General features: G+C 66.8%; 20 protein-coding genes. 14 read left to right on the top strand and 6 right to left on the bottom strand.

Annotated elements, in window-relative coordinates; translation table 11 throughout:
- The first annotated feature begins 59 nt into the window (after nt 1-59).
- The gene (locus QM682_RS15875; RefSeq protein ID WP_415131451.1) at nt 60-974 is read left to right on the top strand and encodes a polysaccharide deacetylase family protein; all 915 of its coding nucleotides are present in this window, start codon (nt 60-62) and stop codon (nt 972-974) included.
- On the top strand, nt 971-1909 hold the full coding sequence (locus QM682_RS15870; protein WP_415131449.1) for an isoaspartyl peptidase/L-asparaginase family protein: 939 nt from the start codon (nt 971-973) through the stop codon (nt 1907-1909). Before QM682_RS15875 ends, QM682_RS15870 begins: the two co-directional genes overlap by 4 nt.
- A 474-nt stretch (nt 1910-2383) precedes the next feature.
- Here the strand turns inward: QM682_RS15870 and rpoH are convergent, their stop codons facing one another.
- Nucleotides 2384-3289 carry an RNA polymerase sigma factor RpoH gene (rpoH, locus tag QM682_RS15865; protein WP_415131447.1) on the bottom strand — a complete coding sequence of 302 codons (906 nt, stop codon included), beginning with the start codon at nt 3287-3289 and terminating at the stop codon, nt 2384-2386.
- Nucleotides 3290-3336: 47 nt separating this feature from the next.
- Nucleotides 3337-4395, bottom strand: coding sequence for an RluA family pseudouridine synthase (locus QM682_RS15860; RefSeq protein WP_415131445.1), 1059 nt, complete (start codon nt 4393-4395; stop codon nt 3337-3339).
- On the opposite strand from QM682_RS15860, the gene QM682_RS15855 reads away from it, so the two are divergent.
- Entirely contained in the window at nt 4394-4699 is a 306-nt protein-coding gene (locus tag QM682_RS15855) for a DUF6476 family protein (protein WP_415131443.1), read from the top strand. The genes QM682_RS15860 and QM682_RS15855 overlap by 2 nt on opposite strands.
- Here the strand turns inward: QM682_RS15855 and QM682_RS15850 are convergent.
- Complete coding sequence (locus QM682_RS15850) at nt 4696-4938, bottom strand: accessory factor UbiK family protein (protein WP_415131441.1); 243 nt, start codon at nt 4936-4938, stop codon at nt 4696-4698. The two genes, QM682_RS15855 and QM682_RS15850, sit on opposite strands and share 4 nt — an antisense overlap.
- A gap of 119 nt (nt 4939-5057) precedes the next feature.
- Between QM682_RS15850 and lgt the strand changes: the two genes are divergently transcribed.
- From lgt to pgeF, 3 genes are read left to right on the top strand one after another with little or no spacing between them, the layout of a single operon-like run.
- Complete coding sequence (gene lgt, locus QM682_RS15845; protein WP_415131439.1) at nt 5058-5924, top strand: prolipoprotein diacylglyceryl transferase; 867 nt, start codon at nt 5058-5060, stop codon at nt 5922-5924.
- Nucleotides 5921-6979, top strand: a complete 1059-nt coding sequence (locus QM682_RS15840) for a class I SAM-dependent methyltransferase (RefSeq protein ID WP_415131437.1) — start codon at nt 5921-5923, stop codon at nt 6977-6979. The genes lgt and QM682_RS15840 overlap by 4 nt, the downstream gene beginning before the upstream one ends.
- Nucleotides 6979-7743, top strand: coding sequence for a peptidoglycan editing factor PgeF (pgeF, locus tag QM682_RS15835; RefSeq protein ID WP_415131500.1), 765 nt, complete (start codon nt 6979-6981; stop codon nt 7741-7743). The genes QM682_RS15840 and pgeF overlap by 1 nt, the downstream gene beginning before the upstream one ends.
- Here pgeF and QM682_RS15830 read toward each other — a convergent pair.
- The 3 genes from QM682_RS15830 to QM682_RS15820 form a co-directional block, all read right to left on the bottom strand.
- A complete protein-coding gene (locus QM682_RS15830) occupies nt 7740-7934 on the bottom strand; it encodes a hypothetical protein (RefSeq protein ID WP_415131435.1) in 195 nt (64 codons plus the stop codon). The genes pgeF and QM682_RS15830 overlap by 4 nt on opposite strands.
- Before the next feature lie 56 nt (nt 7935-7990).
- Nucleotides 7991-8878 (bottom strand): cation diffusion facilitator family transporter, encoded by an 888-nt coding sequence (locus tag QM682_RS15825; RefSeq protein ID WP_415131433.1) that lies wholly within the window; start codon nt 8876-8878, stop codon nt 7991-7993.
- A gap of 1130 nt (nt 8879-10008) precedes the next feature.
- Nucleotides 10009-10254 carry a DUF1127 domain-containing protein gene (locus QM682_RS15820; RefSeq protein ID WP_415131431.1) on the bottom strand — a complete coding sequence of 82 codons (246 nt, stop codon included), beginning with the start codon at nt 10252-10254 and terminating at the stop codon, nt 10009-10011.
- A 318-nt stretch (nt 10255-10572) separates the two neighbouring features.
- Between QM682_RS15820 and QM682_RS15815 the strand changes: the two genes are divergently transcribed.
- From QM682_RS15815 to mraY, 8 genes are all read left to right on the top strand, one after another.
- Complete coding sequence (locus tag QM682_RS15815) at nt 10573-11679, top strand: P-loop NTPase (protein WP_415131429.1); 1107 nt, start codon at nt 10573-10575, stop codon at nt 11677-11679.
- Between the two features lie 646 nt (nt 11680-12325).
- Nucleotides 12326-12832, top strand: a complete 507-nt coding sequence (mraZ, locus tag QM682_RS15810) for a division/cell wall cluster transcriptional repressor MraZ (protein WP_415131427.1) — start codon at nt 12326-12328, stop codon at nt 12830-12832.
- Nucleotides 12833-12834: 2 nt separating this feature from the next.
- Entirely contained in the window at nt 12835-13803 is a 969-nt protein-coding gene (gene rsmH, locus QM682_RS15805) for a 16S rRNA (cytosine(1402)-N(4))-methyltransferase RsmH (protein WP_415131425.1), read from the top strand.
- Nucleotides 13803-14195 (top strand): cell division protein FtsL, encoded by a 393-nt coding sequence (locus QM682_RS15800; RefSeq protein ID WP_415131423.1) that lies wholly within the window; start codon nt 13803-13805, stop codon nt 14193-14195. The genes rsmH and QM682_RS15800 overlap by 1 nt, the downstream gene beginning before the upstream one ends.
- A complete protein-coding gene (locus tag QM682_RS15795; protein WP_415131421.1) occupies nt 14192-15997 on the top strand; it encodes a peptidoglycan D,D-transpeptidase FtsI family protein in 1806 nt (601 codons plus the stop codon). The genes QM682_RS15800 and QM682_RS15795 overlap by 4 nt, the downstream gene beginning before the upstream one ends.
- Before the next feature lie 30 nt (nt 15998-16027).
- Nucleotides 16028-17497, top strand: a complete 1470-nt coding sequence (locus QM682_RS15790; RefSeq protein ID WP_415131498.1) for a UDP-N-acetylmuramoyl-L-alanyl-D-glutamate--2,6-diaminopimelate ligase — start codon at nt 16028-16030, stop codon at nt 17495-17497.
- Entirely contained in the window at nt 17494-18879 is a 1386-nt protein-coding gene (locus QM682_RS15785; protein ID WP_415131419.1) for a UDP-N-acetylmuramoyl-tripeptide--D-alanyl-D-alanine ligase, read from the top strand. The genes QM682_RS15790 and QM682_RS15785 overlap by 4 nt, the downstream gene beginning before the upstream one ends.
- Nucleotides 18879-19928: phospho-N-acetylmuramoyl-pentapeptide-transferase (gene mraY / locus QM682_RS15780; RefSeq protein ID WP_415131417.1), on the top strand; the 1050-nt coding region annotated here is incomplete at its 3' end. The genes QM682_RS15785 and mraY, both read left to right, overlap by 1 nt.

Raw genomic sequence — 19928 nt, 5'->3', positions numbered from 1 at the left:
CGCTGCGCCGGGCCGGGGCACGCCTCGGGCCGGCATCTTTCGCCGAAGGAGATCCCCGAATGAGCCTTGCCCCCGATACCCCACCCTATTCCTGGGACGAGCCGACCTGGCGCGGGCTGGTGGAATTCATCCGTGCCGGCCGGTCGCTGAAGCCGAAAAGCTGGCCGGGCGGGGCGCGTTGCGCCGTCGCGCTCAGCTTCGACAGCGATCACGAGACCAACGAGTTGCGTGACGGCGGAAAATCCATCGGCCGGCTTTCCTGGGGCGAATATGGCAGCCGGCGGGGCATTCCTCGTATCCGCGCACTGCTGGACCGCTTCGGCGTCAAGGCCAGCTTTTTCGTGCCCGGCGTCTGCGCCGAACTGCACCCGGACGAGCAGAGGGCGCTTGTCGATGACGGCCACGAGGTGGCGCTGCACGGCTGGATCCACGAGGTCAACACCCAGGTTCCCGCCGCGCAGGAACGCGAGTTGATGCTGCGCGCCGCCGACACGCTGGAACGCATCACCGGCATCCGCCCGGTTGGGATGCGCACCTGTTCCTGGGATTACAGCCCGGCCACGCTGTCCGTCGCCGAGGAATTGGGGCTGATCTATGACAGCTCGCTGTTCTCGGACGATGATCCCTATGAGATCCTGAACGATGGCCGCCCGACCGGCATCGTGGAACTGCCGGTGGAATGGATTCGCGACGACGCGCCTTACCTGTCCATGAACCGTTTCGGGGGGGCCAGGCCCTATACGCCGCCAACCGCCGTGCTGGACATCTTCCTGCGCGAATTCGAGGGAGCATATGCCGAAGGCGGGCTGTTCCTGCTGACGATGCATCCGCATGTGACGGGCTATCGCTCGCGTATCTTCATTCTTGAGGAATTGCTGCGCCGGATCGCCGATAAGGGCGATTGCTGGGTTGCGACCCATGCCGATATCGCCCGTTACTGTGCGCGCGAAGCTGGAATTGAGGTGAGAGGATGACGACCTTGGGCAAACCGATCTGGGCATTGGCCGTTCACGGCGGCGCGGGCACCATCTTGCGTAGCAAGATGACCCCCGAGAAAGAGGCCGCCTATCACGCCGCCTTGCACCGTGTGCTGGAGGCGGGGCAGGCCGTGCTGCGCGATGGCGGTCCTGCCGTCGAGGCGGTAACGGCGTCTGTCATGGTCCTGGAGGATGAGCCGCTGTTCAATGCCGGGCGCGGCTCGGTCTACACCTCGGCCGGCGAGCAAGAGATGGACGCCGCCGTGATGGATGGCCGCGACCGGCAGGCGGGTGCCGTGGCGGGCATCTTTGGACCGCGCAATCCGGTTCGCGTGGCGCGTCTGGTCATGGACAGCCCGCAGGTCATGATGGCCGGCGCCCCTGCCGTCGAACTGGCGCGCAAGGCCGGGCTGCCCTTTGGCGATCGCGACTATTTCTTTACCGAGGCCCGCTGGACCTCTCTTCAGGAAACGCTGGCGCTTCGCGCTTCGGGCGCGGTCGAAACCGATCCTGCCCGCCGTCACGGAACGGTCGGCGCGGTGGCGCTGGATCTGTCGGGCAACCTTGCGGCGGCGACCTCGACCGGGGGCATGACGGGCAAGGCGCCGGGACGTATCGGCGACACGCCGGTCATCGGTGCGGGCACATTCGCGGACAATGCCACTTGCGCGGTCTCGGCCACCGGCCACGGCGAGATATTCATCCGCTGGACCGCCTGCGCCGAGATCGCCGCACGCATGCGCCATGCGGGGCGGACCCTGGAACAGGCGGCGACGGCGGTGGTGATGGAGGATCTGATGCCGAACGACGGGTCGGGCGGTGTGATCGCCATAGACCGCCATGGCAATATCGCCATGCCGTTCAATTGCGAGGGCATGTATCGCGGCTCGGTTCGGCAAAGCGAAGCGCCGCAGACCTGGATCTATCGCTGAAACAAGCCGTTCCCTGATGATCGAAACGAGTATTTTGCCGGGCGCCCGAGGAAGCGGCGAGTGGCCGCTTGCCTTGGTCCGCTCAGCCACAGTTCTTGCCTGGACCAAGGCGGATCTTCTGACAAGGTGCCAGTGCCCGGGCGCGATAGGGTCACCTGACCTGTGATGCGGGCCGTGCGGGGTCAGGGTGCTTTTGCTTTTGTGCCATGGGGCGACCTTTCCGTCAGACTGACGAGACGGCGGCTTCGTGGCTTTTTCATCCACCCATGCGACATTCTGCAAGGCTGACGACCTGGATTGATGGCGTGAGGCACATGGCGCCGCGTCACCAGCCGGCTTAGATTGCGTATATCCGCCACCATGCCCGCCGGACCTAGGCCCTATCGGATAGCATGCACATCTTCCCAGGATCGGCCCGCGCAGCGCCTCTCACGGCTTCGAGGCTGCCTGACGGGCCGTGCCAAACCCCAGGAGTCAGGCGCTTTCCGGCACGCTGATCCCGCGCGCGCGGGCCAGTTCGCGGATGCGGTTCTGCAACTTCTCGAAGGCGCGGACCTCGATCTGGCGAATACGCTCGCGCGATACGTCATAGCGCGAGGACAGATCCTCAAGCGTCATCGGGTCATCGCGCAGGCGCCGCTCCATCAGGATGTCCTTTTCGCGGTCGTTCAGCACGTCCATGGCGGCAACCAGCATCTGGCGGCGGGCCGACAGTTCATCGGCCTCGGCAAAGGCTTCGGCCTGGTTGGCGTTGTCATCCTCAAGCCAGTCCTGCCATTGCGACGTGGATTCGCCATCGCCCGAGCCGACCGTCGCGTTCAGCGAGGCATCGCCCCCCGACAGGCGGCGGTTCATGTCGATGACTTCCTGCTCGGACACGTTCAGGTCATTGGCGATCTGGGCGACGTTCTCGGGGCGCAGATCGCCTTCCTCAAGCGCGCCCAGCTTGGATTTCGCCTTGCGCAGGTTGAAGAACAGCTTCTTCTGCGCGCTTGTCGTGCCCATCTTCACCAAGGACCATGAGCGCAGGATATATTCCTGGATCGAGGCGCGGATCCACCACATCGCATAGGTCGCCAGCCGGAAGCCCTTTTCCGGGTCGAATCGCTTGACCGCCTGCATCAGGCCCACGTTCGCCTCGGAGATCACCTCGGCCTGGGGCAGGCCGTAGCCGCGATAGCCCATGGCGATCTTGGCGGCCAGACGCAGATGCGAGGTGACCAGACGCTGCGCCGCTTCGGGATCCTCGTGATCGGTCCAGCGTTTGGCCAGCATGTATTCCTCCTCGGGCTCCAGCAGGGGAAACTTGCGGATCTCCTGAAGATAGCGGTTCAGCCCCTGTTCGGGGCTGGGTGCGGGAAGGTTCTCGTAACTGGCCATGACTTTCCAACTTTATGCCACCCGATGGTGGTCGATCTGGAACGCGATCAATGCGCCCCCGGTTCCCTGATGCAAGGGCCGTGGCCCGGCCCCTCGCGCAATTTGTCCAGAAGCCCGGCCATGTCGGCGGGAAGCGGGCTTTCGAATTGCAGCCAGTCGCCGCCGACGGGGTGCCGGAAGCCCAGCTCGGCCGCGTGCAGCGCCTGGCGGGGAAAGGCCGCGATCGCCGCCGTCGCCGCATCGCCCAAAGCCTTGGCCGAGGGGCGCCGGTTGCCACCATAGACCGGATCGCCCAGCAGCCCCAGTCCCGCATAGGCCATATGCACGCGGATTTGATGCGTGCGCCCGGTTTCTAGGCGGCATTCGACCAGCATGGCTTGGGTGGGGGTGCCGAAGGTCTGGATAGGCCGTGCCCGCGTCACCGCGTGACGGCCGCGGTCGAAGCTGACGGCCTGGCGCTGGCGGTCGCTGGGATGACGGCCCAGCAGGGTGGTGATGCGCAGGATGCCCCCCGGTTCGAACGCGATGCCTTTCAGGCCGCGCAGCCGGGGATCGGCCGCGTCGATGCAGCCATGGGCCAGCGCCAGATAGCGGCGATGCGCGGAATGATCGGCGAATTGCCGCGCCAGCCCCTGATGCGCGCGGTCGGTCTTGGCTGCGACCAGAAGGCCCGAGGTCTCTTTGTCGATGCGATGCACGATCCCCGGTCGGGCCGCGCCGCCAATGCCGGAAAGGCTGTCGGCGCAATGATGCAGCAGCGCGTTGACCAGCGTGCCCGAGGCGGCGCCGGGGGCGGGGTGGACCACCATTCCGGCGGGCTTGTCCACGACGATCAGATCGTCATCCTCATAGGTGATCGAAAGCGGGATGGCTTCGGGCCGGGCGTCCAGAGGCTCGGGCGCGCCCAGGCGGATCAGGTAGTCGCCGGGCAGGGCCTTGGCCTTGGCGTCAAGAACCGCGCCGGCGGGGCCGGTCACCGCGCCCTCGGCCAGCAACCTGGCCAGGCGCGAACGCGAGAGCGCCGCTTCCTCTGGCGCCAAGGCCGCCAGGGCCTTATCAATCCGGTCGGAAAACCCCTTGGGGATGTGGATGAGGATGTCGGGCATGGCACGGGATGATAGGGCCGAACCGGGGCCAGAGGAAGTGCTGCCGATGCTGCGCTGGCTGCGCCTTCTGGTCACTGCGCTGGCGGTTGTGATGGGGGTGGGCGTGCTGGCCATCGTCGCGCTGCTCTGGCTGCGCCTGTCGCAGGCGCCCCTGCCCGAGCTTCCGGCCCAGATCCACCTGCCCCAGGGCGCAAGCCCCGCCGCGATCACTTTCGCGCACGACTGGCTGGTGGTGGTGACCGAGACGGGCGAGGTGCTGCTTTACGACGCGCAGGGCCGGCTCCGGGACCGGGTGAAGCCCTAGGCCCTGGTCTTCAGCGCCTCGATCTCGGCGCGCAGCTCGGCATTCTCGGCGCGGGCCTTGATCGCCATTTCGCGCACCGCCTCGAACTCCTCGCGGGTGACGAAATCGCGCTCGGCCAGCCAGCGGTCGATCCAGCCGTTGAAGGCGGTCTGCGCCTCGTCCTTGGCGCCCTGGGCCACGCCCATCGCATTGGTCATCAATTTCGAGAGATCGTCGAAGAAACGGGTATTCGCGGTCATGGCGGGCCTTTCGGTTTCGGGTTGCCCCTTATATGGCCCCGAGAGCGCTGCGGTTCAATCGGGCGCATGTTGACACCCCCTGCCGCGCCGCTAGCCTGCGCCCGACAGCCGAGGAGCCCATGATCCCATTCCCGCAGATCTCGCCCGACATCTTCACCGTGCATCTGTTCGGCGCGTCCTTTTCGTTGCGCTGGTATGCGATGGCCTATCTGGTCGGGCTGATCGTCGGCTGGCGCATCCTGGTCGGGCTGATGAAGCGCCCCGGCCTTTGGGGCACCCGCCCGCCGATGCGCCCCGATCAGCCCGAGGAACTGCTGACCTGGGTGATACTGGGGGTCGTGCTGGGCGGGCGGCTGGGCTTCGTGCTGTTCTATGAGCCGGCCTATTACCTGGCCAATCCGGGTCAGATCCTGCAACTCTGGCATGGCGGCATGTCCTTTCACGGCGGTTTCCTGGGCGTGGTGATCGCCTCGTGGATCTGGTGCGGGCGGCACGGGGTGCCTGCGCTGCGGCTGGCCGATGCGCTGGCCGTCGCGGCCCCGATCGGGCTGGCCCTGGGCCGGATCGCGAATTTCATCAATGCCGAGCTTTGGGGCCGGCCGACCGATCTGCCCTGGGGCGTGATCTTTCCGGGCGAGGCGGCGCAGTCCTGCCCCGGCGTCACCGGGCTTTGCGCCCGCCACCCCAGCCAGCTTTACGAGGCCGCGCTTGAGGGCGTGCTGCTGATGGCGGTCCTGATCTGGCTGGTCCGATGCGGCGCCCTACGTCGTCCGGGGCTGGCGCTGGGGGTGTTCGTCGCCGGCTATGGCCTGTCGCGCTTCGTCGTCGAGTTCTTTCGCCAGGCGGATGCGCAGTTCATCACGCCCGAAAACCCGCTGGGCCATGTGCTGGGCGGGCCGGTCGTCGGCCTTAGCATGGGACAGATGCTTTCGCTGCCCATGGTGGCCGTCGGCCTTGCCTTCGCGATCCGGGCGAGGGCCGCATGACGCCTTTGGGGCGGCAGATCGCGGCGCGGATCCGGCTCTCGGGACCGATGCCGCTGGACGAATACATGCGGCTTTGCCTGCTGCACCCTCAGCATGGCTATTACGCCACCCGCGATCCTTTCGGGGCTAGGGGCGATTTCATCACCGCGCCCGAAATCAGCCAGATCTTCGGCGAGATGGTCGGGCTGGCATTGGCCCAAGCCTGGCTGGACCAGGGCCGTCCCGCGCCCTTCTGCCTGGCCGAGATCGGGCCGGGGCGCGGCACGCTGATGGCCGACATCCTGCGAAGCATCCGCGTCGTGCCCGGCATGGCCGAAGCCGCGCGGATCGCGCTGATCGAGGCATCTCCGCATCTGCGCGCGGTTCAGCGCGACAGGCTGGGATCCGTAAACCAGTTCAGGGAGGTCGAGGAACTGCCTGATCTGCCGCTGTTTCTGGTCGCGAATGAATTCTTCGACGCGCTGCCGATCCGGCAGGTCCAGCGCGTGGCCCAGGGCTGGGCCGAGCGGATGGTGGGCCTTGATCCGCAGGGGGGGCTGGGCCTTGTCCTGGCCCAAGCCCAGCCCGGTCCCGAGGCGCCCGAGGGCGAGATCCGCGAGACCTGCCCCGAGGCTGCCCCCATAGCCCGCCGGATCGCGGCGCGGATCGCCGCGTGCGGGGGGGCCGCGATCCTGATCGACTATGGCAACTGGCTGGGCCGGGGCGACAGCTTCCAGGCCCTGCGCGCCCATTGCCCCGAGGATCCCTTTCTGAACCCCGGCGAGGCGGATCTGACCGCGCATGTCGATTTCGCCCCGCTGGCGGGCGCGGCGCGGGATGCGGGAGCGCAGGTCTCGGCCATGCTGACGCAAGGGGAATGGCTGCTGCGCCTGGGTGCCGAGGCGCGCGCCATGCGGCTGCGTGATGCGGGCGACGGGGGTGCGATGGCTGCGCTTCATCGCTTGACCGCGCCCGCCGAAATGGGCGAGCTATTCAAGGTGCTGGGCTTCTGGGCACCCGGCGCTCCGCCCGTGGCGGGGCTTGACGCACTTGCACGGCAAGGCATTGGGGAATGATGCATACGACGCTGGAAATCCTGACCCACCCGCTGCTGCAACCTGTCCGGCACGGGTTTTTCACCCGGCGCGGGGGGGCGTCCTCGGGGCTTTTCGCGGGGCTGAACTGCGGCTTCGGCTCTAGCGACCTGGCCGAGATCGTGACCATCAACCGTGCCCGCGTGGCCGAGGCGATGGGGCTGGCCCCCAACCGCCTGGCCACCGTGAACCAGGTTCATTCGGCCGCCGTCGCCATCCTGGGGGATGACGATGAACCGACTGATTTCAGGAATTTTTCCGCCGACGCCCTGGTCACGGCGCGGCCGGGCGTGGCGCTGGCCGTGCTGACCGCCGATTGCCAGCCGATCCTTCTGGCCGACCGCGATGCGGGGGTGATCGGCGCGGTCCATGCCGGCTGGAAGGGCGCGCTTGCGGGCGTGATCGAGGCGACCGTCGGTGCCATGGCCGATCTGGGCGCGACGCGCATCCGCGCCGTCATCGGCCCCTGCATCAGCCAGGCCGCCTATGAGGTCGGCGACGACTTCATGGACCAGATCCTGGCCGAGGATCCCGACCACCACCGCTTTTTCGCCGCGGGTCCGAACGGACGACCGATGTTCGACCTGCCGGGCTTTGGCCTGATGCGCCTGCGCGAGGCCGGTGTCGAGGCCGAATGGACCCGCCATTGCACCTATGCCGACCCCGAGCGCTTCTATTCATATCGCCGCGCCACGCATCAGAGACAGGCGGATTATGGCCGGCTGATCTCGGTGATCGCGCTTTAGGGCGTCGGGTTCAGGCCCGGATCGTCCCGGCGGATACGGAGCACGAAGGGACGCCCGGCGAACGGATCCTGCTTCAGCACCGCCTGGGCTTGCGGCCCCGATTCGCGGCACATCTTGGGGCAGGGCAATAGTTGGATTTCCGTTCGCGCGGCCTGCATGATCGAGGCGCTTGCCGGAAGAACCCGTCCCATGCGGCATGTCCGCTTTCTGGAAAGGAAAGCGATATGAGTCAAATATAATCAGATAGTTATATCACCGGCACGCCGGAATGCTTTGCCTTGTGCTCTGGTTCGACATGGATGGTGATCTGGGCATCGGGCAGGGTCTTTTTCAGTGCCTGCTCGACCCGGTCGCAGATGTCATGCGCCTGCTCGACGGTGGTTTGGCCGTCTACGACCAAGTGGAAGTCGATGAAGGTGCGGGGACCGGCATGGCGGGTGCGCAGGTCATGCGCCTCGATCGCGCCGGTGGCTTGGTCCGAGATGATGTTGCGGATCTCGTCTAGCTGTTCCGGTGCCACGGCCTCATCCATCAACCCCGAAAGCGAGCTTGCCATCACCCGCCAGCCCGCCCACAGGATGTTCAGCGCGACCAGCCCGGCCAGCGCCGGATCCAGCATCGGCCAGCCCGTGATCACGGCCAGCGCCACGCCGACCACGACCCCGGCCGATGTGATCACGTCGGACAGAAGATGGTGCCCGTCCGCGACCAGCGCCGGGGATTGATAGACCCGCCCACGCGAAAGCAGCACCCAGCACCAGATCCCATTCAGCGCGCTGGCGCCCACGTTGACCAGCAGCCCCCTGACCGGGGCATCGAGCATCCGTGGGCTCAGGAAGCCGTGCCATGCCTCGCGCAGGATCAAGAGGGCCGCGACGATGATCATCACCCCCTCCAGCACGGCGCTGAAGAATTCGGCCTTGTGATGGCCGTAGGGGTGATCCTTGTCGGCGGGTTTGGCGGCGATGCGGATGGCGACCAGGGCCGCCAGCGCGGTGGCCACGTTCACCGTGCTTTCCAGCGCGTCCGAAAGCAGCGCGACCGAGCCGGTCAGCCACCAGGCCAGGGTTTTCAGGCCCAGAACGATCAGGCCGACGAGGATGCTGCCGCAGGCGATCTTTTCGGTCGAGGACATGCGCGCACCTTCCACCAGATTCTGCCCCGCGCGTTTTACCCGCGATCCCCCGGCGGGCCAAGCTGCCCGCTGACCGCCCGGCAAGGAATTGCCGCGATGCGGCAACAGTTTGTGCGTGGTTCGTGTGCATGGGTGGCAGGCGATGGTGCGGGCGTCCCCTTGGTCGCAGTCGCTCTGCCCTGGTGCATCGATTTTTACGGATTTCGCAGGAAAGGATGAACCGAAGGAAGGGCCATTGCCATCATGTGCAGCCCGATTTGCCTTGCCGTGTCCGCGACATCGAGTGCTGGTCTTCTGCCGCAGGGGCTTCGACAACTCGGGCATCGAAGCTTCGCGGCCTTTCAGTTTCGCCAAACCCTCTACTGCCCAGGTCCGGCCCGACCCTGCGCGTGCCCGTCACAGGCCGCCGTCAATGGTCATGAAAGCACTGCGGCTTTTCAGCCCAGGCCAGAACTGGAGCTTAAAGAAAAGCGGCGATGCCCAGGGAGGAGGAGGGGCACCGCCGCACAACGCCGGCCCAGGGAGGAGGAAGGGCCGCGTAGATGTGCGGTGTGGCAGGGAGGAGGAGCCATCACCGCGATGCACGGTCCAGGGAGGAGGAGGGACCGTCACATACCGTTCCGCCTGAGGCGGGAATTCAGCGGCGGCGCCCTCAGGGAGGAGGAGGGAGGGCACCGCCTGAACCGCAAGCCCAGGGAGGAGGGGGCCTGCCGTGTTGAAGCGGCGGCATCCCCAGGGAGGAGGAGGGGGGATGCCGCCTGAACTACGGACCCAGGGAGGAGGAGGGGTCCGCGGTATTCTGTCGGCGACCTCCCAGGGAGGAGGAGGGGAGGTCGCCTGAGAAGCAAGACCCAGGGAGGAGGAGGGGTCTTGCCTTGTCTGAGCGGCGGCATCCCCAGGGAGGAGGAGGGGGGATGCCGCCTGAACTACGGACCCAGGGAGGAGGAGGGGTCCGCGGTATTCTGTCGGCGACCTCCCAGGGAGGAGGAGGGGAGGTCGCCTGAGAAGCAAGACCCAGGGAGGAGGAGGGGTCTTACCTTATCGGAGCGGCGGCATCCTCAGGGAGGAGGAGGGAGGATGCCGCCTGAACCCGGACCCAAGGGAGGAGGAGTGGGTCGGGTATCGAATTCTTACTTCTTGCCCCAGGCGGCTTCGTGCGCCACCGAGCGGATCATCGAGCGGCTGATGCCCAGATCAGCCAGTTCGCGGGCATTCAGATCGCTCAACTCGCGAACGGTCTGGCGATAGACGGCGCGGCGCGCCATGTAGTTACGCAGCCCCAAGAAAAAGTTTGCAGTCCGCGTTTCGGTTCCAAAGCCATATGCGGCAGTGTGGTTCATTACAGCCATTTCATCACCCATCATCGTTGTGGTCATCTGCGGTGGTCCGGTCGGTCCTTTTGATCGGGCCATCGCTTTTGTTAGGGCCAACATGATCCCTTTGCCGCATCTGCACAATAGCCCGTCGCGTGATGCTGCTATGCAGAAACCACATGGCTTTCAAAAATCCCCTGTCGCAATTCCTTAATAATTATGAACTTTCTGGGGGTCTGGCAGATCAGTTTATAGAATGGCTATATAATCTGGGAAGATGACGCGATGTTACAAGTGCTTATGGATAGAGCAATTGCGCGCCTTGTCCCCGCCCGACGAAGTTGACATGCTGCGCGCGGCTGCGATCAGACGGGGGTTGCCATGTCCGTGTCACGAGAATCTGTGCTTTCCGAGTTACAGCAGGTCGCCGTTCCGGGCGGCGGAAGCCTGGTTTCGGCGGATATGGTGCGGGCCTTGCAGGTCGAGAATGGCCTTGTGCGATTCGTTATCGAGGCCCCGGACGCAGTTATAGCGCGCGCTCTTTCGGATGCGCAGGCCGAGGCAGAGCGCCGCTTGCGGGCGATTCCCGGTGTCGAGAAGGTGCAGATCGTCGTTACCGCCCCCGCCGTGCCGCGCGGTGCCGCCCCCCAGCCGGCCGCGCGCTCGGGTCCGCCGGGCCAGGCGCCCAGCCTTAAGATCGGACGCCATCCGACGCCCCAGGCCGGGCCGCTGCCGGTCAGCGGGGTGGCGCGGATCCTGGCCATCGGCTCGGGCAAGGGTGGGGTCGGGAAATCCACGCTGACCTCGAATCTTGCGGTGGCACTGGCGCGGGCGGGCCGGCGGGTCGGGTTGCTGGACGCGGATATATATGGTCCCTCGCAGCCGCGCATGTTGGGCCTGACCGGCCAGCGTCCGACCAGCGAGGGCCAGATGCTGCAACCTTTGCGCGCGCATGGCGTCACCGTCATGTCGCTGGGCCTGATGATGAAGGAGGGCGAGGCGCTGGTCTGGCGCGGCCCGATGCTGATGGGCGCGTTGCAGCAGATGCTTAATCAGGTGAGCTGGGGCGAATTGGACGTGCTGCTGGTCGATCTGCCCCCCGGCACGGGCGACGTGCAGCTTTCCCTGTGCCAGAAGGCGCAGGTCAGCGGCGCGATCATCGTCTCGACCCCGCAGGACGTGGCGCTGATCGACGCCCGCCGTGCCATAGACATGTTCGACAAATTGAAAACCCCGGTGCTGGGCCTGGTCGAGAACATGTCGACCTATATATGTCCCAATTGCGGCCATGAGGCGCATCTTTTCGGCCATGGCGGTGTCGCGGCCGAGGCCGTGGCGCTGGGCCTGCCCTTTCTGGGCGAGATTCCCCTGGACCTGGAGGTCCGGCTGGCAGGCGATGGCGGCACGCCGATCGCCGCGACCGACAGCCCGGTCGCGCGGGCCTTCGCGCGGCTGGCAGAGCGTCTGATCGGTGGCGGCATGGCCTGACACGCCCCGATTCCCCACGAGAGTGAGGCCGGAATCCTGACCGGGAATTCATAGGAATTCATCTTATGCAAGAATCGCGCGCGTGTGAATTCCCGTGATCTCGTGGCTCACAAGCCGAATCAAAAGCGGCAGCCCGAGAGTTTTCCCCAGATTTCCGCCGAACGGCAGGGTGTCAGGCAGACTTTCCGGGAAAATGTGGGATTTTTGTCCCACTGGCTCTAGTCTACTAGATATAGTGGCGCGGTTCTTAAAATTTTCCATACTTGCTGCGTATAAATCTTTGTTACTGACAGGTTCCTGTCATGTTCTCGCATGGAGGGGCGCTTGCCGCAGTGCGGCGACCGAATAAACCCATTGCGTCCCGTGAATTCCCATGTCATCCCTTTCATCACGGAAACGGGCTCAGGGGCGATAAGACCCCAAGGCGACAAGCAGGCTTCATACAGGCACCCGGCTTCCGGAACATGACCCTGAGGCGCGCGAGCAGCACCTCCCCCAGGTGGCGTGAAATCAGGGCGCGATCCCCGAAACTACGGGGCCCAGAGATGGGAACGAGGGCGGCGGATCGGGCAGTGGCAGCAGCCCGATCCGCCCTTTCCTTTTCGGGATGCCGAAAAGGCTGGGACAGTGGAAGGAGCACGGGCCGTTGGCACGCAGGTTCAGAGGCTCGGAAGAGGTCAAGATCGACGCGAAGGGTCGCGTTTCGGTCCCGGCCAAGTTCCGCCGCGTCTTCGAGGCCAGCGACCCCGGTTGGGACACCGGCAAGCGCCCGCAACTGGTCATCGTCTACGGAACCCGTGATTGGAACTGGCTGCAACTTTTCACCATCGAGGCCATGGAAGAGATCGAGGAGGGCATCGCCAGGATGCCTCGGGGCTCGGCTCCGCGCAACCTGCTTGAAACCATCTACCAGGGCCATGCAGACGAGGCCGAGATCGACGGCGACGGCCGGCTGGTCCTGCCCCAGAAGCTGCGCGAGAAGATCGGGCTGACGGACAGCGCCTTCTTCATCTCGGCCGGCGACAGCCTGAAGGTCTGGACCCCCGCCGCCTATGCCGAGGAAGAGCGTCAGATCGAGGCGCGCGTCCCCGAGCTTGAGCCGGGCGCCGACCCTCTGTCCCTGCTGGTCCCGGTCGAAAAGGCCGTGGTGTGACGATGGCGGGCGATCCGCATATCCCTGTCCTGCTTGGCCCTCTTCTGCGCGCCGTGGCGCCGGTCGAGGGCGTGTGGGTCGATGGCACTTTTGGTGCGGGCGGCTATGCGCGGGGCCTTTTGGCGCAGGGCGCGCGGCAGGTGATCGGCATCGACCGCGATCCTTCGGTCTTCACCATGGCCGCTTCCTGGGCGGGGGAATATGGCGACCGGCTGGCGCTGCGGCAGGGCACCTTCTCGGATCTGGACGAGCTGGCGGGCGGGCTGGTCGATGGCGTGGTGCTGGATCTGGGCGTCAGTTCGATGCAGCTTGACCAGGCCGAGCGCGGCTTTTCCTTCCTGCGCGACGGCCCACTGGACATGCGCATGGGCGCGGAGGGTCCCAGCGCGGCCGAGTTGCTGAACTCGGCCCCCGAATCGGTTATCGCCGATGTGCTTTACCTTTACGGCGAGGAGCGCGCCTCGCGCCGCATCGCCAAGGCCATCGTCGCCGCCCGCCCGATCAGCCGCACGGGCGAGCTTTCGGATATCGTTGCCGGTTGCCTGCCGCGCCCCAAGCCGGGGCAAAGCCATCCCTCGACCCGAACCTTCCAGGCCATCCGCATCTGGGTGAATGACGAATTCGGCCAATTGGTTGCGGGCCTTGCCGCGGCCGAGCGCGCGCTGCGCCCCGGCGGCAGGCTGGCCGTCGTCAGCTTCCATTCGCTTGAGGACCGGATCGTCAAGCGTTTCATGCAGGCGCGCGCCAGCGGCGGCGGGGGCGGCAGCCGCCATGCCCCGGCCGTGGCGGCCGAGGAACCCGCCTTCACGCTGCCCTTCCGCCGCGCCATCGGCCCGGATGAGCAGGAGCTGGCCGCGAACCCCCGTTCCCGCTCGGCGCTTTTGCGCGTGGGCATCCGCACCTCGACCCCGGCGGGCCGCGTCGATCCCGACGCCCTGGGTCTGCCCCGGCTGACGGAAAGGCGGGTCTGATGCGCTCGGTCCTTTATCTTGTCACCACGCTGGTCGTCATGGTCCTGGCCTTCTGGGCCTATCGCGAGAATTATGCGACCCAGGCCGCGCTGAACGACATGGGCAAGGTTCAGCGCGAGATCGCTTCGCTGCGCGAGGATCTGGGCGCTTTGCGCGCGGAATGGGCCTTCCTGAACCGGCCCGAGCGCCTGCGTGAACTGGTCAACATGAATTTCGCCAAGCTGAAGCTGGTTCCCTTCGATTCCAGCCAGTTCGTCGATGTGGGGCAGGTGGCTTTTCCGACGCCGAAGCCCCCCGAGCCCGGTCCCGGCCAGGCCGGTGCCGAGGCCCAGGCCGTCACCCCGCGCCCCGCGGGCTTCCCGCCCATCAGACCACAGGAGAGGACGCCATGATCCGCACCCCGCTGCGCCCTTTGGCCCGCATTCTGCGCGCGCGTGAAACGGGCGAGAATCCCGATGCCATCGAGGCCGAGAACCGCGCCCAGCGTCATGCCGCCATCCAGGACAAGGCGCGCGGCCAGGCGCAGCGCCGGTTGCTGATCATGTCCTGCGCCTTCGCCCTGGCCTTTGGCACGGTGGGCCTGCGCATGGGCGCCATGGCGGCAAGCCAGCCCAGCGAGCCGCGCGCCCAGGTCAGCGGCGCGCAGATCATCTCGCAGCGGGCCGACATCACCGACCGATACGGCCGGGTGCTGGCGACGAACCTGCTGACGCACTCGCTTTACGCCCATCCCCGCCAGATGGTCGATCCCCAGGGCGCGGCGCGGAAGCTGGTCAAGATCTTTCCCGACCTGAGCACCGAGCGGCTGGAAAAGGATTTTTCCGGCAAGCGCAGCTTTGTCTGGATCAAGAAGAAGATCTCGCCCGAGCAGATGCAGGCCGTCCATGACATCGGCGAGCCGGGGCTGCTGTTCGGCCCGCGCGAGATGCGGCTTTACCCGAACGGGCGGCTGGCGAGCCATATCCTGGGCGGCTCGACCTTCGGCAAGGAGGATGTGGCCAGCGCCGAGGTGATCGGTATCGCCGGCGTCGAGAAGGCGTTCGACCGCTGGCTGCGCGACCCCTCGAACGACGGCGCGCCGCTGCGTCTGTCGGTGGACATGACGGTGCAGACCGCGATGGAGGAGGTGCTGGCCAACGGCATGAAGGTGATGAGCGCCAAAGGCGCCACCGCCATCCTGATGGAGGTCCAGACCGGCGAGATCGCGGCCATGGCGAGCCTGCCCGATTTCGACCCGAACGACCGCCCGCGTCCGCTTCTGAAGGGCGATCCCTCGGACAGCCCGCTTTTCAACCGCGCGGTGCAGGGCCAGTATGAGCTTGGATCGACCTTCAAGATCTTCCCGGTGGCGCAGGCGCTGGACCTGAAGCTGATCAGCCCCGGCACGATGATCAATTCCCGCACGCCGATGAAGATCGGGAAATACCTGATCAACGATTTCCACAATTACGGCGCGCAGCTTTCCGTGACCGAGATCATCGTGAAATCCTCGAACGTGGGCACGGTGCGGGTGGCGCAGTTGCTGGGCGTCGAGCGGCAGAAGGATTTTCTGGAGAAGCTGGGCTTCTTCGAGCCGACGACGATCGAGACCAGCGAAGGCCCGACCGGCAAGCCCCTGGTGCCGCAACGCTGGCCCGCCGTGACCTCGGCCACCGTGGCCTTCGGCCATGGCCTGGCGGCCAGTCCGCTGCATCTGGCGGCGGCTTATGCGACGATCGCCAATGGTGGCAAGCGCGTGCGCCCGACGCTGATCCATGGCGATGCCCGGCGCGAGGGCGAACAGGTCCTGTCCCCCGCCGCCGCCCATACCGCGCTGCAACTGTTGCGCCAGGTGGTGACGCGCGGCACCGCGCGTTCGGCCAATGTCGAGGGTTATGAAGTCGGCGGCAAGACCGGCACCGCCGACAAGCCGCGCCCGACCGGCGGCTATTACAAGAACAGGGTGGTCGCCACCTTCGCCTCGGCCTTCCCGATCAGCGATCCGAAATATGTGCTGGTGCTGACCCTGGACGAACCCTCGGTCGGTCTGGCGGGCGGGGGCGAAAGCCGCACGGCGGGCGCCACGGCGGCGCCGGTCGCCTCGGAACTGATCCGTCGCGTCGCGCCGCTTCTGGGCCTGCGCCCGCAGGTGGAAAAGCCCCTGCCGATGGTTGAACGGCCTTTGACGAATGGGCTAAAGCTGGTCTCGAACTAGAAAACGAGGCTTGGCGTGACTGACAGGGCGATGCGGCTGTCCCTTCTGGGGCTTCGAGGCGACAAGGGGCGCGACCCGCAGGTGACGGGGCTGGCGGTGGACAGCCGCGATGTGCGGGCGGGCCATCTGTTCGTGGCGCTGCCGGGTTCGGCCGCGCATGGGGCCGAGTTCATCCAATATGCGCTGCGCCAGGGCGCGGTCGCGGTGCTGACCGACCGCAAGGGGGCCGAGATCGCGGCCCAGGCGCTGGCCGGCTCGGACGCGGCGCTGGTCGTGGCCGAAGATCCGCGCGCGGCGCTGTCGGGGGCGGCGGCGCTGTGGTTCGCGGTCCAGCCCCAGACCGTGGTGGCGGTGACGGGCACCTCGGGCAAGACCTCGGTGGCCAGCTTCACCCGCCAGATCTGGCAGGCCCTGGGCCGCAAGGCGATCAGCCTGGGCACGATGGGGGTGCAGGGCGACTATCAGGCCAAGCTTGCCCATACCACGCCCGAGCCGATCACCCTGCACCGCGTCCTGGCCGAGGCGGCGGGCGCGGGCGTCACCCATGCCGCGATGGAGGCGTCCAGCCACGGCCTTGATCAGCGCCGCCTGGACGGGGTGCGGCTGAAGGCCGGGGCGTTCACTAACTTCAGCCAGGACCACCTGGATTACCACAAGAATTTCGACGACTATTTCGCCGCCAAGGCGCTGCTTTTCGACCATGTGCTGGACGAGGGCGCGGGAGCGGTGATCAATATCGACGACCCGCGCGGCCGCCAGATGGCCGGGATCGCGCGTGAGCGGGGGCTGGTCCCGACCACCATCGGGCGGGCCGAGCAGGCCGATCTGCGCATTCTCGCGCAGCGTTACGACGCCACCGGGCAGGATCTGCGCTTTTCCTGGCAGGGCCAGGCGCATCTGGTGCGTCTGGCCCTGATCGGCGGCTTTCAGGCCGAGAACGTGCTGGCGGCGGCGGGCCTTGTCATCGCCTCTGGCGAGGATGCGGCGCGGGTCTTCGAGACGCTGCCCGGCCTTTCCACCGTGCGCGGGCGCATGGAACTGGCCGCGCTGCGCGAGAACGGCGCGGCGGTCTTTGTCGATTACAGCCACAAGCCGGGCGCGCTGGCCTCGGCGCTGCAATCGCTTCGCCCGCATGTGATGGGCCGGATCGTGGTCGTCTTCGGGGCCGGCGGCGACCGCGACCGGCTGAAGCGCCCGCTGATGGGCGAGGCGGCGCGGCAATTCGCCGATCTGGTCTTTGTCACCGACGACAACCCTCGCAGCGAGGACCCGGCCGCGATCCGCGCCGAGGTCATGGCCGGTGCCGGACCCGATGCCATCGAGGTGGGCGACCGCGCCGAGGCGATCCTGCGCGGCGTCGATGCGCTGCAACCGGGCGATGCGCTGCTGATCGCGGGCAAGGGCCACGAGACCGGCCAGATCATCGGCCAGGACATTTTCCCCTTTGACGACAGCGAGCAGGCCTCGGTCGCCGTCGCTGCGCTGGATGGCAAGATATGACGCTTTGGACCGGAGCGGACGCCGCCGCCGCCACTGGCGGGCGGGTCAGCCGCGATTTCGCCGTCACCGGCGTTTCCATCGACACCCGCACGATCCGGCCGGGCGACCTGTTCGTCGCCCTGCAAGCCGCCCGCGACGGTCATGACTTCGTGGCCCAGGCGCTGGAAAAGGGCGCGGGCGCCGCGCTGGTCAGCCGCATCCCCGTGGGGGTGGCCCCGGATGCGCCGCTGCTGGTCGTCCCCGATGTGCTGTCGGCCCTTGAGGCGCTTGGCCGCGCGGGCCGCGCGCGGATGGCGGGCAAGGTCATCGCCATCACCGGCTCGGTCGGCAAGACCTCGACCAAGGAAATGGCCCGCGTCGCGCTGGCCGGCCAGGGGCTGATCCATGCCGCCGAGGCCAGCTACAACAACCATTGGGGCGTGCCGCTGACCCTGGCGCGCATGCCCGCCGAAACCGCTTTCGCCATCATCGAGATCGGCATGAACCACCCTGGCGAGATCGAGCCCCTGGCCCGCCTGGCCCGGCCCCATGTCGCCATGATCACCACCATCGCCGCCGCCCATCTTGAGGCTTTCGGCCAGATCCAGGGCATCGCCCGCGAAAAGGGCGCGATCTTCAGGGGCCTGGCCTCGCCCGGAACCGCGATCATTCCCGAGGATCTGGAGACCACCCAGATCCTGCGCGATTGCGCCGATGAGGTCGGGGCCATCGTCGCGGGTTTCGGCGCCCAGGGAATGGCCCGGCCCGTGACCGTTCAGACCCAGGAAGGCCAGACCCGCGTGCGCGCGCGCATTCTGGGCGAAACGGTAGATTTCACGCTGCAAAGCGCCGGCACGCATTTCGTGATGAACGCGGTGGGGGTCCTGGCCGCGCTTTCCGCGGCGGGCGCCGATCTGGCTCGGGCGGGCCTGGAGATTGCCGGCTGGACCCCGCCCGCCGGGCGCGGCGCGGTCGAGGAGACAGGCGGCATCCGCCTGATCGACGACGCCTTCAACTCGAACCCGACCTCGCTGGCGGCGGGGCTGGCGACGCTGGCGCGGCTGACCGGCGGGCGGCGCGTCGCGATCCTGGGCGACATGCTGGAGCTTGGCCCGGACGAGATGGCGATGCATCGCGCCATGGCGGACGACCCCGCGATGGCCTCGGTCGATCTGGTCCATACGGCGGGTCCGCGCATGGCCGCGCTGAACCAGGCCCTGCCCGAGGCGCGGCGCGGCATCCATGCCGAGACCGCCGCCGCCCTGGCCGCGCGCCTGCCCGAACTGGTCGCGATGGGCGATATTGTGCTTGTGAAGGGCTCCAAGGGCTCGAAAATCTCGACGGTGGTTGACGCCCTGCGGCAGAGACGGCAAAGCACAGCGCCTGGCGAAAGGACCGAGTAATGCTTTACTGGCTCACATCCCTCTCGGACGGGGGGGATTTTTTTAACCTTTTCAGATATATCACATTCCGCGCCGGAGGGGCCTTCCTGACCGCGCTGCTTTTTGGCTTTCTTTTCGGCAGGCCGCTCATCGACCTCTTGCGCCGCAAGCAGAAGAAGGGCCAGCCGATCCGCGACGACGGGCCGCAAAGCCATCTCTCCAAGGCCGGCACGCCGACCATGGGCGGCCTCTTGATCCTGGCCGCGCTGACCATCGGCACGCTGCTTTGGGCGCGGCTGGACAATGGCTATGTCTGGATCGTGCTGCTGGTGACGCTGGGTTTCGCCGCCATCGGCTTTGCCGACGATTACGCAAAGGTGACGAAACAGCACCATGCGGGCCTTTCCGGGCGGGTTCGGCTGCTGATCGGCCTGGGCATCGCGGCCATGGCGGGCGCCGCCGCCGCCTGGCTGCATCCGGCCGCGCTCAGCGGAGAGCTGGCCTTGCCTTTCCTCAAGAACACGCTGCTCAACCTCTCGATCCTTTATGTGCCCTTTACGGTGCTGGTGATCCTGGGCGCGGCCAATGCGGTGAACCTGACCGACGGGCTGGATGGCCTGGCGATCATGCCGGTGATGATCGCGGCGGCCACTTTCGCGGTGATCGCCTATATGGTCGGTAACGCCAATTTCGCCAATTACCTCGGCGTGCATTTCGTCCCCGGCACGGGCGAGCTTGCCGTCTTCGTCGCCGCCCTGATCGGCGGGGGCCTGGGCTTTTTGTGGTATAACGCCCCGCCGGCTGCGGTCTTCATGGGCGATACCGGCAGTCTGGCCCTTGGCGGCGCCCTTGGCGCGATCGCGGTGGCCACCAAGCACGAGATCGTGCTGGCCATCGTCGGCGGGTTGTTCGTGGTCGAGGCGCTTTCGGTCATCATCCAGGTCCTCTACTTCAAGCGCACCGGCAAACGCGTGTTCCTGATGGCCCCGATCCACCACCATTTCGAGAAGAAGGGCTGGGGCGAGGCCCAGATCGTCATCCGCTTCTGGATCATCGCCCTGATCCTGGGG

Origin of the sequence: Paracoccus sp. (in: a-proteobacteria), from assembly GCF_047605025.1 — a bacterium.
Classification (GTDB): Bacteria; Pseudomonadota; Alphaproteobacteria; order Rhodobacterales; family Rhodobacteraceae; genus Paracoccus.
Note: the sequence above shows the minus strand (reverse complement) of the source record. Positions and strands in the feature narration are given on the sequence as shown.

What these genes read in the sequence shown, in the direction of transcription:
- QM682_RS15815 (WP_415131429.1), top strand. Translation starts at nt 10,573, where the DNA reads ATGTCCGTGTCACGAGAATCTGTGCTTTCCGAGTTACAGCAGGTCGCC.
- pgeF (WP_415131500.1), top strand. Translation starts at nt 6,979, where the DNA reads ATGCATACGACGCTGGAAATCCTGACCCACCCGCTGCTGCAACCTGTC.
- lgt (WP_415131439.1), top strand. Translation starts at nt 5,058, where the DNA reads ATGATCCCATTCCCGCAGATCTCGCCCGACATCTTCACCGTGCATCTG.
- QM682_RS15850 (WP_415131441.1), bottom strand. Translation starts at nt 4,938, where the DNA reads ATGACCGCGAATACCCGTTTCTTCGACGATCTCTCGAAATTGATGACC.
- rsmH (WP_415131425.1), top strand. Translation starts at nt 12,835, where the DNA reads ATGGCGGGCGATCCGCATATCCCTGTCCTGCTTGGCCCTCTTCTGCGC.
- QM682_RS15860 (WP_415131445.1), bottom strand. Translation starts at nt 4,395, where the DNA reads ATGCCCGACATCCTCATCCACATCCCCAAGGGGTTTTCCGACCGGATT.
- QM682_RS15875 (WP_415131451.1), top strand. Translation starts at nt 60, where the DNA reads ATGAGCCTTGCCCCCGATACCCCACCCTATTCCTGGGACGAGCCGACC.
- QM682_RS15785 (WP_415131419.1), top strand. Translation starts at nt 17,494, where the DNA reads ATGACGCTTTGGACCGGAGCGGACGCCGCCGCCGCCACTGGCGGGCGG.
- QM682_RS15800 (WP_415131423.1), top strand. Translation starts at nt 13,803, where the DNA reads ATGCGCTCGGTCCTTTATCTTGTCACCACGCTGGTCGTCATGGTCCTG.
- QM682_RS15790 (WP_415131498.1), top strand. Translation starts at nt 16,028, where the DNA reads ATGCGGCTGTCCCTTCTGGGGCTTCGAGGCGACAAGGGGCGCGACCCG.
- QM682_RS15840 (WP_415131437.1), top strand. Translation starts at nt 5,921, where the DNA reads ATGACGCCTTTGGGGCGGCAGATCGCGGCGCGGATCCGGCTCTCGGGA.
- QM682_RS15830 (WP_415131435.1), bottom strand. Translation starts at nt 7,934, where the DNA reads ATGGGACGGGTTCTTCCGGCAAGCGCCTCGATCATGCAGGCCGCGCGA.
- QM682_RS15795 (WP_415131421.1), top strand. Translation starts at nt 14,192, where the DNA reads ATGATCCGCACCCCGCTGCGCCCTTTGGCCCGCATTCTGCGCGCGCGT.
- QM682_RS15870 (WP_415131449.1), top strand. Translation starts at nt 971, where the DNA reads ATGACGACCTTGGGCAAACCGATCTGGGCATTGGCCGTTCACGGCGGC.
- QM682_RS15825 (WP_415131433.1), bottom strand. Translation starts at nt 8,878, where the DNA reads ATGTCCTCGACCGAAAAGATCGCCTGCGGCAGCATCCTCGTCGGCCTG.
- QM682_RS15820 (WP_415131431.1), bottom strand. Translation starts at nt 10,254, where the DNA reads ATGACCACAACGATGATGGGTGATGAAATGGCTGTAATGAACCACACT.
- QM682_RS15855 (WP_415131443.1), top strand. Translation starts at nt 4,394, where the DNA reads ATGGCACGGGATGATAGGGCCGAACCGGGGCCAGAGGAAGTGCTGCCG.
- rpoH (WP_415131447.1), bottom strand. Translation starts at nt 3,289, where the DNA reads ATGGCCAGTTACGAGAACCTTCCCGCACCCAGCCCCGAACAGGGGCTG.